Origin of the sequence: Proteus sp. G2618, assembly GCF_009915995.1 — a bacterium.
Classification (GTDB): Bacteria; Pseudomonadota; Gammaproteobacteria; order Enterobacterales; family Enterobacteriaceae; genus Proteus; species Proteus terrae.
On the sequence record NZ_JAABNI010000016.1, the window covers coordinates 133,689 to 146,281 of the forward strand.

A 12,593-nucleotide genomic window follows, 5' to 3' on the forward strand; every position below is an offset into this window, starting at 1 on the left:
ACGTTTTTATCATAATAAAAGTCGATAAAGTCAGTTTTGTCTCGAATGACTAAGGAGTTACGTCATGTTCAACACTCAAGCGTTATTTGCATGGATTGCACTACTGGCGTTTAGTTTGGGTTGGATTGCTCAAGGATGGCATCGAGACAATATAGCGTTAGAACAACGGATGTTAATAACGCAAATCGAAGATCAAGCAAACATGGATGCTTGTCTTGATCTTCAACTTTTTGTTTATGTATTAGAGGAAAATTATCTCTAATATAAAAGCGGAGACGCTTATTTTACTTAGTGGATGTCAGTTCCTGACCATTCTGCAAAGACATTAACATAACCGCGAGCCTCTACTACACCAATCCAGTCTTCACCTTCCATTGAGAAAAGAGAAGCACTTTCATTCATAGGAAAGGTTAATTGTAAATCGGTACGATAGAAATTGCCTTCTAACTGATAAGGGTAAGGCCATGTGGTTTTTGTCCATAACGCTTCTTTTATGGAAATAGGCACATTATCGCAAGCAGTACGATTTTTTACTTTTGAGCCACCTTCATCGGTATACGTTAAATAGGCTGAAAAAGGCACATTGATTTTTTTATCTTTAGAGCTAAATAAGCAGTAAGACTGGCCTCGGATTGTTGTTTTAGGCCCTTCAACGGCGGCTGTAATTTTATTGGCTTGGCGAAATGCACTGGTGGTAACAATATAATCAAACGTTAATGGTGGCTCTTTATCACCCACTTTTCCTTCTCTATAAGGATTGTTGACTAATTCTTTAGAAACAATACTAATGCCATAATCGCGAGGCTTGATAATAATCGTATTTGATGGCGTAAATTCATAAAATCCTGATTGAGGTACTGCAACATTGGTAAAACTAAAGGTAAATAAATCTTGGCTTTTAGAAAGATCCACGTTGTTTTTAATTAATTTTTTAAAGAAATTTTTTGTAAAATGAACATAAACGCCACCATTACCAGGAGTGATTAAATAAGAAGCAATGGTTGGTGATGAATAATAATAGGTTCTTGATGTAGGTGTTGCTGAAAGAAGTATATCACTCGCTGTTGGTGTAAATGATAATGTCGTTGTATCGACTTTCATCGCTAGTCTCATAACATTTAAGTTTTCGCCTTTTAGTTCATAATCGACCATCTTACAGACAACATTATCGCCTACAATTTCGCAAAACTTAGATCCTAAGCCTAAAACAGCATTACCTTCGCTATCGACAAAAATCTCTTGTAATGCATTGGTTGATTTTAGCTTTATATGCCCATTTTTGGTGATCGCAAAACTTTGCTCATTTACTTTACCATTTACAGAACGACACGTTTGACCCAATGCAGGGTTGTAATCATTTTTGGTATAGCAGAAAAAATAACTAAAATTCTCAGTACTGCCAATAGGCAAGTTTTGCATATATTGATAAAAAGAATCAGAGAATATCGCCCTAGGAATACCCGCTTCACCGCCATGAGTATTCATGTAAGCACGATACATTCCATCACTTAAGACTTGCTCAGGTCTTTGTATTCCATCAGATGGGCAATCTCTATATGTTCGCCAGCAACGGTTACCAATAAATGGCATTTTAATTGGAGAGTTTTCTAACCAAATATCAAAGTAATTATTGATAGGTACTACACCCGTATATCCCATGTAACCTAAACTAAGTTGATTATCACTGTATTTAGTAAAAACGTTAGCACCACTAAAACGGGGGTCCGTTTTTTGAGGTGTAATAAAATATTCGTTATCAATATTGTTCTCAATAAAAACAATATCATTGGTGTAGGTTGCTGCACTGGCAGTAAATGTAGCAAAAAGGGTAAGTATTAATAATAAATAATGTTTAAACATTATATGCTTTCCTTTAATTCCGGTTTACCAATGTAGTTTGCGGATCACAAATCACATCACCTACCCATAACACACCGCGTGCAGATGAAAGGTCTAATTCAGCTTCACAAATTTGTTTATCATCTTGTTGTAATGAAATCACTGGATAACGTTTATCAACATCCATAGCAAACTGACCTTGATGGTCGGTTTGAGTGCGCCCGATATGGTTACGTACTTGTGCACTGGCTAACAGTGTGCCATCAGGCGATTTCATTCGACCAAACACGGTAACCATCTGTTTTAACTCAGGCTGATGCACCGCAACGTTACCCGGATAAAGCACCACGTTTTTCACACGACCTGAGGCAATATCAAAGCTATCTTCACTGTTTTTATCATTCAGTAATTCGACTTTATATTCGGCATAAGGGGAAAGTGGAATAAAGTTATTCCCACCCGATAACACAAAACGTTGACCATTGACGTTGGCGGCAATTTGGCCTTCACCATCAATCCCAGTTTTGACAATTACCCCTGATGTTTCTTGTTTACCACTGGCAGAGAAATTCATATCACTATAAGCCAATGAACCTCGTGCTGTTAAGGTGGTATTTAAACGGTCATTATTAGGGCGACTCATGGTTAACGTACCAGTGCTGTATTTGGTATCGAATGAGCCGTAACCACTGACAGAGAAATCACTGTCAGTACCGTCTTTATCATGTAATAGGGTGGATACGGATAAGCCTGCGTTACGAATAGCAGAATCTTCAAAGCTTTTTGATGCAGATAACTCACCACGCATATTTCCATTACTGGAAGAAACGCCCGCACTGAGCCATGTGGCTAATGGCAGTGAGAAATCTAAGGTAATGTATTTTTCGTTGGTGCTGTTTTGGTTATCGTAGTGATAGCGTTGAACACCAGTACGCAAACTCATACTGCCGTAACGACCTGTATAAAGCGTAGTTGCATATTCAAAACTGTTAGACTTATTTTTGTCTCTTAAATCTTTAGTGTGAGAATAAGTAAATGAGCCTGCATATTCCCAAAATTGAGAGAAATTCAGGGTAGTACCAAAAGAGTAGCTATCAGAGTCATACATCGGAAAATCATCTTTGATATTTCCTTTTTCTCGATTGACCCATAATGCGCCAATTCCTTTAGGCAAGGAGTAATTAGCAGTAAAAATATTACGGTTACTACCATCTTTAGCAATTAGTGCCTGCCAACTGGTTGAGAGTGTATCCGTTAATTGTAAATTACTATTGGTTTCTAATACGACAAGATTATCAAAGGCATAAGCAGAACCCTGTAAGTTCAAGCCTGAAAATACACCTAATGTAATCGCACCAGCGCCACCGACTAAGACCGTATTATCGCCACTGGTTGTACGATATTCGTTATTATTATTTTTAATACGTTTTTTGTAATCTACATATCCTGAATATAATTCCCAACGGAATTGGTTTAAAGTGGCGCCTTTCATATTGTAAGATTTATTGACGGTTTGACGCTGTTGAGAACGGACTTTCCCATCAATCACTACTTCGATATCGACTTCATAAATACCGAAAGGGAGGGGTGCGGTATCCACTTCAAAACTCCCCATTGGGAAATTTTGAATACTTAATAATTTGCCATCACGATAAAGGCGGACTTCACCGGCACTCGGCAAAAAGACTGTAATGGGGGTTAGAGAAAGTTGAGAATGGCTTACTTTAGACGATGAATTATTACCGTAAGTAACACCATAAACTTTACTGCTGTTAAGTGCTGACATCGAAGCAATAGATTGTAAGTTCCACGTATTTAATAGACCAAAAGCAAAACGGCGACCATTAAAGTCACGTTCAAACATGGCACGATAAAAGTCAAAAGACTGCTCTGCAGTACCTAGACCATACGCTGTGGCGCTCAAATTCAAATGGTTTTCAGCAAAACTCCAAATACTGTCGATTGAAAAATAACTATTAGTATTATCTTTTTGCTGTTTCATTTGATTGTTATAGACACCTAAATCATAGGTGGTAACGGAGGAAATATTATCAACGGTTGATTTTCCTAACATTTCCGAACGTGCTTTGATTTGAGTGGCAAGGCCTGCTTCATTAACATCTAACGACATAATAAAGGTACTTAAATCAAAATTAAGCGTAGCATCTGAGGAAAGCACTATCTTATTATTTTGATCAAAGGGCTTATCTTTAAGTTCGTTTAATGATTGGAGGAGTTGTTTATTGATAGAGGCAACTTGTGCGTCACCTTCATCTAGTGTTGGAGTCACTGAGTTAATGGTGATTTTATTGTCTTTAAGTACCACTAGTGCATCGGCAATTTTATTACGACTTTGTTCTTCTAATACAGACTGATTAGAGAGGTTATAACGCAGATAAACAGGGATCGTCATGCCTTCTTCTAACGCAGTTGCGAAGACACTAGGAATGATGTAGTTACCCATCTTTAAACTAGACGATTGGCTAAATGCACTTCCAGATAAAAGGCACAAAGCGATACCTAGAGCTATCCCTGATTTACGCACAATGAATCCTTATTAAATTAATTTATAATAATAAAATCATCGTTATGCCAAATACCGACAGTTGCTCTTTTGCTTTGAACATCGACTTGTTTTAACTTAACACCAAGGCCTGGCATGACATAATAACGTTCACTACAACGATTATTTTCATTTTTTGTCACGGCATCAGGCATACAATCGCCTGTGGCGACAGTACGGAATGAGCTATTCCCCGTGTTGTAAACAATACGAGTGCTTTTATCGAAACGGTAACTGAAGTTTTCTTGACGTGGAGCGACGACTAAAATGGTACTTATCATTGCTGATGTGGTCGCAGTTGCTGCTTTTGAGCTCTGTGTTGATCCGGTTTCAGTCACGGGATCATCACGCCAAACTAAGCGATAATAGCGTTCTTGATTATCACTAGGACCTTTATAGAAAATCTTGAAATTTTCTTTGGTTTTTCCGGGTAAAATTAAGTTTGCTGGTGAGATCAAAATCTCATTATTAACTAAAGGGATCACTTTTCCATCTTCTAAAGGCGATGAAATACGTTCAATAGACAATCCAACTAACCGTGCTTGCTCGACGTTATTTTCAATTTCTTTAGCAAGAATAGTTTGGTCAGACTGCATTGTTTCAGTAATGGCGCCGACATGGATGGCTACTGCAAATTGGCTATAAAAAACCAAAGGACTCAAACACGCTAATATTATTTTTTTCATCGTGGATCCTTGAGGGTGAGCGAAAATTCGCTCATCCCGTATTTATTAAAATACTTACTTTGTAACTTATGGTGTTTTAGTGAAGTCGCCTTCCCAAGTTGCAGTAAACTGAACTTTAACGTCACCATCCCAGTAACCATCAGCTAAATCAGAGAATTGAGTATCAGTACCAGCGATTTTTGCGGAAGCAATATTGAACGTGAATTGGCTTTGACCGCTTACACGCTCTTTACCGTTGTAAGCACCGTCTTGAGCTAAGAAATCAAGACCAGCCGTTGTACCTGCAGCAACGTCAACCATGGTAGTTTCTGTTGAGCTAGTTAAGTCAGTACCATTCCATTTAACACCAACAGTTAATTCACTGTTATCAGAAGCACGTACTAATTTATCGGTGATGATTTTTGAAGTCAGTTTAAAATCAGTCGCTTTTTCTTGACCTTGGATAGTGATATCGAACGCACCATCTTGAGAATTAAATGCTTTAATACCTTCCGCATAATTGAAAGTTAAAGATTTTAATGGTGTAACAACTAACATACTTTTAGTATCTTTGTATGCTTTCGCATCCCATGAAGCAACAGCACTTGCTGTACGAGTATCAGCTTGAGCAAGAGTTGTTGTACCCATAATAGCAACTGCAAGAACGGCTAATGTCAGCTTTTTCATAAAATATCCTTCGTAGATTAATTCTTATTACATAATGTTTTTAAATAACAGATATTATTTAAAAATAATCAGTTATTCAGTTATTTAGGTTTTAGTAAAAATACTTATTTAAAATGAACTTTTAAATAGATTCATTTTAAATAAAATATATTTTTGAAATAGAAAACTGATTTTTTGAATTTGTGAGTGTCGATTCTCTTTATGATTTAAGTCAATATATTCAAATGCGCAAAAAAAGTAATAAAGCTAAAATAAGTGCATTTATTCTTTTTTGGATTATTGGTTTTATTTACTAATTTATCATGAGGTCAATTCTACAATTTAAATTTTTTATGTGGATAGGATTAATCCCATAGGATTTTATGCTGGAAAGTAAAAATATTAGTGTTTTTAAACTTTGTATTGATTTTCATACGCGTAAATCGAGTTTTTATCGTTATTAAATAAAGATAACTTAAGTATTTATGATTAGTTATCACTATATAAAAATTTTTATTTACTCTCTTTTTGTTTTTTTTTATTTTGTAAGGTAATTTTTAGAAATATAAGTTCAATAACTTGGTCTTTTTTGGACTTACCTTGGTGTTTTATTTGTTTTGTGATGGATTTAGAATTAACAGATAAACTTTATTATTGGGAGTATCTAAAAATGATTAGTGAGTATTGATCTAAATTAATATATGGCTATTACTACAAATAATTCTTAATTAAATAGAGCTAAAACTAATAGAAATTCTATTTTTATTTTTAGTTGGATAATAATTTTACAATGTAAATAAAAAGTAAATTAATAATGAAATATTTGTTTTTTTACTCAGGGTGAATATGATTGAAAATAACTATCATAAAATAACTATGTAACTAAACGACTCCCTTACCTGCTTTATCGTTCAACGCCGATGTTTATGATTGCAGCCAGTAAGCCTTGGGTAAAAGAGGCTTATTAATTGCGATAAAAATAAAGTCCTATCAACGTTATTAAGAGCGGACAGGACTTTTATGATCTTTATAATTTCTAGTATTAAGGGGTTGAAATAACAGCTTTAGGTGTGGTTTTTCTTTGGTGAAAATAAGCGGTAATAAGCAACATAGCATAAAGTATTGCCCCCATCAGCCATAACAGACCATCCCAATAAGCGACGCTATAACTATAAATAAAGGCAAATAAAAGAGGACCAATGATCCCGGTAATATTGGTTAGGCTCACCAGAGTACCTTGTAATTTCCCTTGCGCATTATCATCGACAGATTTTGATAAATAACCTTGTAATGCGGGTTGCCCCATACCTCCTGCCGCTAAGCAAATTAATGCTGGCAAGATGACCCAAACATGGCCTATCCACGCTAATAATAAACAGCCCATCATATCAATAGACATACTGATCATAATGGTGGTTTTTTCGCCCCATTTTTGTGCCAATTTCCCAGCGACAATCGCCTGAAAGAAAATATGTAATACACCCAGAACCGCCAAAGACATACCGATAGAAGTTGTGTTCCAATCAAAACGATATTGTGTAAACAGCACCCAGATGGTGGCAGGAATTTGCCCGATAAGCTGGATAATAAAATAGGTTGCTAACCAAAAGTAGAGGCTTTTCTTAAAAAAAACAGTGACTGTATTTGAGGCAGTTTGGTTTTCAGGTGTCCTATTGGCAACAAGCGCTTCTCTTTTTTGTGTTTCTCGGAAAAAGAGCAAAGAGAGTATTAATAATATCGAGTGTGAAATAGCGGCAAAAATAAATGGCATATGAGCACTGATATCACCTAATAATCCCCCTAGCATTGGGCCGATAATAAGGCCAACACCAAAAGCACCACCTAAGAAACCAAAATAGCGAGTTCGATTTTTAGCGGGAGTCACATCACTCATCGCTGATGCACATACGGCACCTGTTGCGCCTGTGATCCCCGCAATGATGCGCCCAATATAGAGCATCCAAAGTGTGGTTGAGAATGCCATTAAAAGATAGTCGAGTGCCGCGCCTAAAAGGGAAAACAGCAAGATGGGTTTTCTGCCGTATTTATCAGACAGTCGTCCTAGAATAGGAGCAAAAATAACCTGCATGGTAGCATAGAGCGCCAATAGCACACCGTAATGGGTTGCTAGTGAATTTTCACTGATAAATTCATTTAATAGCGTAGGGAGTACTGGCATGATAAGCCCGATGCCAATGGCATCTAATACGGTGATCAGCAGTATAATAATAATTGATTTATTCATTGAGATCCTAAAAATCTATCAGTGATAGAGTGGGTGTAAAATATCTCTATCAGTGATAGATTGTCAAGGCTATTTTATTTTGAGGTAGGTAATGGCAAAGCTAGATAAAGAACAAGTTATTGATAATGCGTTGATTTTACTTAATGAAGTTGGTATTGAAGGATTAACAACGCGTAAGCTGGCGCAAAAAATAGGTGTGGAACAACCCACATTGTATTGGCATGTAAAAAATAAACGCGCTTTGTTAGATGCATTAGCAGAAACTATTTTGCAAAAGCACCATCATCATGTTTTGCCATTGCCGAATGAAACATGGCAGGACTTTTTGCGAAATAACGCGAAAAGCTTCCGCCAAGCCTTATTAATGTATCGTGATGGTGGCAAAATTCATGCGGGAACACGCCCCTCTGAAAGTCAATTTGAGACATCAGAACAGCAACTACAGTTTTTGTGTGATGCTGGGTTTAGTCTATCTCAAGCCGTGTATGCATTAAGCTCTATTGCGCATTTTACATTAGGCTCCGTACTGGAAACTCAAGAGCATCAAGAAAGCCAAAAAGAGCGTGAAAAAGTAGAGACGGATACTGTTGCCTATCCGCCATTATTAACCCAAGCCGTTGCAATTATGGATAGTGATAATGGTGATGCTGCATTTTTGTTTGTCCTTGATGTGATGATCTCTGGACTTGAAACAGTATTAAAGAGCGCTAAATAAATCTAAATTCGCTGACGCCCTTTTTGGCTAATTAGTTGCCCTTGTATGTCAGCGATACCAATGTGAGCAATACAACCTGCATTAAATTGTAAATAGTCATCTTCGATGCCATCAGAGAAAATTACGCCATTCTCTGGCATCAAAGATCCTAATTGCAGTGGTGAGTCAGGCTCAATAGTGCCAAAAGTCAGTGCAACACCTGTTGTTCTACTTGGAAATGGCTCTCTTACACTAAATTGTAGCTTTCGATCACTCCAGCTAAAGCCTTGTAATAGAGGGTGCGAAGCTTCTCCTGTAATTGCCATCGCACCAGCAAGAATAGATTGAAACCACCCCGTTGATCCCAATCCTGTTGATACAATAATGCCTGATGAAGATTGCACTTCTTCAGCGCCATTCCATTGCAAAATATACTGTGCGGAAGTGTGGCTTTTAGGGCCAATAAATAAGTCATTAACCGCTAATAAGGATTGACCATCATTGGTTGTTGCTTGTGCAAAAGTGACCGTTTTAAATGGCATTTTTTTATTAATGGTGTTAATAACTGTCTCTTTTAATTGCCCTATTTCAAAGGGTAATAATTTACCATCCCACCTTGATGGATCAGGATTTATGGCAATGATAGGCTGTCCATTAAGGTATTTCAGCGTATTGGCAACAAGCCCATCTTGACCAATCACCACCACAATATCGTGAGGTGAGAATTGATAGCTGGGTAATAAGCCTCTTTCTAAAAGTTGAAATCGTCCTAATGATTTTAAAATTAGCTCAGCTTCTGTGAGTTGCTTTTGATATAAATTGTGTTCATTGAGATAATCCTTTACTTCAACATTGTTGTGTTCTAAATAGAATTTGGCTTGTGACCAGGTATTAAAGCGCTCAATTAATTCCTGTAAGCGGCTTTTTCTCATCACCAGCACAAAGCGAAAATCTTCGTTACGTTGCATTATTTACTGCCTTTTTTCATAAATTGGCTAAATAAATCAGGTGTGATATTCAACTCGCCGATTTTTCCTGAATTCAGTGCTAAGGTTTCAAATGCCATTGCCATTAATTGTTGTGAGTCCATTTTTGCTAATGCCATTGCTTTTAGGTTCTCAACGGGTAATTCACGATAAGCACGCATGGTAGCTTCAATAGCATAAGCATCCGCTTCTGATTGTGTTCGCTGATTTTCAGCACTTAATGCGACTAGTTCTTTGCGTTTTGCTTCCGCATTAACTTTGGCTTCAAGGCGTTCTTTTTCAATCTCAGCTTGTTCGCGTAGTAATGTACGTTCGTTTTCTAAACGTGCTTCTTCAATCTCTTGGCGTTTACGTTGAACAGATAAATCGGTTTCTAATTCAGCCTCTTTAATGGTGCGCTCTTGTTCTACTGAGAATTTACGACGAGCATAAATGGCATCGTCGGCTTCTTTCAGTAAGGATTCTCTCGCTTCAGCTTCTAGTGCTTTTAAGGTTTCTGGTGATGGTGTGATTGCCGCTATAGAGACATCTAAAATCGCAATACCTAATGCCTCTAATGATGGATGTTCAATTAATTGTTCCATCACTAAAGCCACTAATGATTGGCTAAGTAATAACGCTTCTCTAAGTGGTGTACTTTGGATCTTTGCTTGAATTAAGGTTTGTGCAATACGTACAACACGATCACTGAGTTTGAGCGGATCTTCAGAAGCATACGATTTGCCGTTTTTGCTCAAGTTAAAGTTGAGTACTTCTGCGGCTTTTTCGGGCGCTTTAACCTGAAATGAGATTTGCCCTTGAATACGTAAACCCTGAAAGTCCGAGGTTTGGAAATTAAAAATAAAAGGTGCTTCTTGAGCGTTTAAAGGCAATGCCGCAATAGAGGTTGTGGCGGAGTTATACCAAAAACTCAAGCCTTTACCTTGTTGGCGAACGCGACCATTGACGGATTTGATAATGAATGTTGATGAATCAGCTTTAAAGTAATTTAAATTAAACATAGTGTCTCTCCAGTTAGTGTCCTTGTGACATTAACTGGATTGTGTCCTATCGACACTATCTTTGTCAACTGATTTAGTGTCTTTATGACAAAATTTGATTTTTTGCTGTTTAGGCTTAAAATAGTTTCATCGTTTTTTAATAAAGCTTACGCCATGAATGAACAAGATTTTTTAGCCAGTTATAACCGTCGTGATTTCCTATCTCCACTGATCACCATTGATGCCGTACTGTTTACTTATCATGAAGAGCAGTTAAAAGTGTTGTTGGTGAAAAGAGGGGAGCATCCTGAAAAAGGAAAATGGGGCTTACCAGGTGGATTTATCGATGAAGTGCAAGACAAATGCCTTGAAGATACGGTGCTAAGAAAATTAAAAGAGAAAACGGGCGTGATCCCCCCTTATATAGAGCAACTCTGTTCAGTGGGAAATAGCCAGCGTGATGTAAGAGGTTGGTCGGTGACGGTTTGTTATACCGCGTTAATTGCACATCAAGCCTGTGAAGCGCATATAGATACCGTAGATTCGGTGATGTGGTGTCCTATTGATGAGATTGCACAACAAAGCTTAGCGTTTGATCACCATAAATTAATTGTCCAAGCGAGAGAGCGATTAAAGCAAAAATCACTTTATTCGATTGTTCCCGGATTTGCATTACCAGAAGTATTTACCTTGCCAGAATTGCAACATGTTCATGAAATTCTGATTGGTAAAGAGATCCAGAAAAAATCATTTAGGCGACGCATCGAACAAGCCGATTTATTAATTGATACTGGAGAAAAGCGTGCAGAAAGAGGACGCCCCGCAAGTCTGTATCGACTTAAAGAGGCGTCCGCGGATTATCGTTTTATTCGAAATCTTGAGTTTTAATAGGCTGACATTTTACAAAGTGAGTTGTTTGACAAAGTAGTGAGCACCATCTCGAATGGCGTCATCAGCCACTTTCATCATACGTGAGTAGTGTAAAAAGGCATGTAATGTGCCTGGATACATTTTATATTCACAAGCTAATTGATGGGCTTCTAAGGTTTTAAATAGCGTCACACTATCATCAATAAGTGGGTCATATTGTGCGCTGGCGATAAAGCAAGGCGGAATATCTTGCGTTAAATCATTATTAAATAAGCAATAATAAGGAGCATCGCGACTGCCAAGTGCGGTTAGATATGCATTATCATATTCTTCTAGATCTTGCTGGCGCAATCCATCCCATTCCCCTCCATAAAGGCGACGGCTGGTGGAATCGCGTAATCCATATAATCCATACCAAAGCAAAACTGCACTGATATTGCCGCAGTGAATTTGTTTGTCGCGTAGCCACAATACGGTAGCAAGAGACAGCATTGCACCCGCAGAATCACCCGCAAAACCGATATGTTGCGTATTAATATCATAGTATTTTGCATTTTGATGATAATACTGACAAACCTGCGCTGATTCATCGATGGCTTGGGGATAGCGAGCTTCGGGAGATAATGAATAGTCAATACCAATAACTGCACAACCGGTATAGCAGGCAAGTAGTCGCATAATGCGATCGTGAGTATCTAAGTTCCCTAAAATAAAACCACCGCCATGCAGATAATAGAGTGTTGCGGGTGTTTTTTGTTTGGGTTTATAAAGACGCGTTAATACATTTCCATAAGAAGTACTTACTGAAATATCTTGTATGCTAAACATCTCTGGCGCATCCGCATTCCAATAACGCCTATCTTGATTATAAGCAAGACGCATTGATGGATAACCATCATTTTCTGGCGTAGGTTGAGGATTATCTGCATAAAATTGCATAACTTGCTTCATTTCTGGCGAAATAAGTTCTAGCACATTGATTTTATTTTTAGTTTTCATTCATGCCTCCAATTATCACTGTAGGGTATTGTAAATAATGAGGCTTAATAAACTGGGATCTTGATATCCAATATTGAACGTTAGCG

Annotated in this window: 11 protein-coding genes; 3 read left to right on the forward strand and 8 right to left on the reverse strand. The window is 37.6% G+C overall.

Annotated features, from left to right (window positions below; all coding sequences use genetic code 11):
• Positions 1-64 precede the first annotated feature (64 nt).
• Positions 65-262 carry a hypothetical protein gene (locus GWJ01_RS08950; RefSeq protein ID WP_109402068.1) on the forward strand — a complete coding sequence of 66 codons (198 nt, stop codon included), beginning with the start codon at positions 65-67 and terminating at the stop codon, positions 260-262.
• A gap of 26 nt (positions 263-288) precedes the next feature.
• On the opposite strand, the gene GWJ01_RS08955 is transcribed toward GWJ01_RS08950, so the two are convergent.
• The 5 genes from GWJ01_RS08955 to tet(H) all read right to left on the reverse strand — a co-directional run bounded on the left by GWJ01_RS08955 (position 289) and on the right by tet(H) (position 7,978).
• On the reverse strand, positions 289-1,860 hold the full coding sequence (locus tag GWJ01_RS08955; protein WP_109402067.1) for a fimbrial protein: 1,572 nt from the start codon (positions 1,858-1,860) through the stop codon (positions 289-291).
• A gap of 13 nt (positions 1,861-1,873) precedes the next feature.
• Entirely contained in the window at positions 1,874-4,384 is a 2,511-nt protein-coding gene (locus GWJ01_RS08960) for a CS1-pili formation C-terminal domain-containing protein (protein ID WP_109394148.1), read from the reverse strand.
• A 17-nt stretch (positions 4,385-4,401) separates the two neighbouring features.
• Positions 4,402-5,088, reverse strand: coding sequence for a hypothetical protein (locus GWJ01_RS08965; RefSeq protein WP_161710988.1), 687 nt, complete (start codon positions 5,086-5,088; stop codon positions 4,402-4,404).
• 66 nt (positions 5,089-5,154) lie between these two features.
• Positions 5,155-5,754: a common pilus major fimbrillin subunit EcpA gene (gene ecpA, locus GWJ01_RS08970; RefSeq protein WP_109394146.1), complete on the reverse strand. Its 600-nt coding sequence runs from the start codon at positions 5,752-5,754 to the stop codon at positions 5,155-5,157.
• A 1,021-nt stretch (positions 5,755-6,775) separates the two neighbouring features.
• Positions 6,776-7,978 carry a tetracycline efflux MFS transporter Tet(H) gene (gene tet(H), locus GWJ01_RS08975; RefSeq protein ID WP_161710989.1) on the reverse strand — a complete coding sequence of 401 codons (1,203 nt, stop codon included), beginning with the start codon at positions 7,976-7,978 and terminating at the stop codon, positions 6,776-6,778.
• Between the two features lie 91 nt (positions 7,979-8,069).
• Here tet(H) and tetR(H) point away from each other — a divergent pair, with 91 nt between their 5' ends.
• Positions 8,070-8,693, forward strand: a complete 624-nt coding sequence (gene tetR(H), locus GWJ01_RS08980; protein ID WP_006248868.1) for a tetracycline resistance transcriptional repressor TetR(H) — start codon at positions 8,070-8,072, stop codon at positions 8,691-8,693.
• A 2-nt stretch (positions 8,694-8,695) separates the two neighbouring features.
• Here tetR(H) and GWJ01_RS08985 read toward each other — a convergent pair whose 3' ends face one another.
• Entirely contained in the window at positions 8,696-9,640 is a 945-nt protein-coding gene (locus tag GWJ01_RS08985; RefSeq protein WP_015060270.1) for a hypothetical protein, read from the reverse strand.
• Positions 9,640-10,659 (reverse strand): SPFH domain-containing protein, encoded by a 1,020-nt coding sequence (locus GWJ01_RS08990; RefSeq protein ID WP_161710990.1) that lies wholly within the window; start codon positions 10,657-10,659, stop codon positions 9,640-9,642. The genes GWJ01_RS08985 and GWJ01_RS08990 overlap by 1 nt, the downstream gene beginning before the upstream one ends.
• A 153-nt stretch (positions 10,660-10,812) precedes the next feature.
• On the opposite strand from GWJ01_RS08990, the gene GWJ01_RS08995 reads away from it, so the two are divergent.
• Positions 10,813-11,526, forward strand: a complete 714-nt coding sequence (locus tag GWJ01_RS08995; RefSeq protein WP_100271053.1) for an NUDIX hydrolase — start codon at positions 10,813-10,815, stop codon at positions 11,524-11,526.
• 12 nt (positions 11,527-11,538) lie between these two features.
• On the opposite strand, the gene aes is transcribed toward GWJ01_RS08995, so the two are convergent.
• On the reverse strand, positions 11,539-12,507 hold the full coding sequence (gene aes / locus GWJ01_RS09000) for an acetyl esterase (protein WP_032056455.1): 969 nt from the start codon (positions 12,505-12,507) through the stop codon (positions 11,539-11,541).
• Positions 12,508-12,593 lie beyond the last annotated feature (86 nt).

What these genes read in the sequence shown, in the direction of transcription:
- GWJ01_RS08950 (WP_109402068.1), top strand. Translation starts at nt 65, where the DNA reads ATGTTCAACACTCAAGCGTTATTTGCATGGATTGCACTACTGGCGTTT.
- GWJ01_RS08955 (WP_109402067.1), bottom strand. Translation starts at nt 1,860, where the DNA reads ATGTTTAAACATTATTTATTATTAATACTTACCCTTTTTGCTACATTT.
- GWJ01_RS08965 (WP_161710988.1), bottom strand. Translation starts at nt 5,088, where the DNA reads ATGAAAAAAATAATATTAGCGTGTTTGAGTCCTTTGGTTTTTTATAGC.
- ecpA (WP_109394146.1), bottom strand. Translation starts at nt 5,754, where the DNA reads ATGAAAAAGCTGACATTAGCCGTTCTTGCAGTTGCTATTATGGGTACA.
- GWJ01_RS08985 (WP_015060270.1), bottom strand. Translation starts at nt 9,640, where the DNA reads ATGCAACGTAACGAAGATTTTCGCTTTGTGCTGGTGATGAGAAAAAGC.
- GWJ01_RS08990 (WP_161710990.1), bottom strand. Translation starts at nt 10,659, where the DNA reads ATGTTTAATTTAAATTACTTTAAAGCTGATTCATCAACATTCATTATC.
- GWJ01_RS08995 (WP_100271053.1), top strand. Translation starts at nt 10,813, where the DNA reads ATGAATGAACAAGATTTTTTAGCCAGTTATAACCGTCGTGATTTCCTA.
- aes (WP_032056455.1), bottom strand. Translation starts at nt 12,507, where the DNA reads ATGAAAACTAAAAATAAAATCAATGTGCTAGAACTTATTTCGCCAGAA.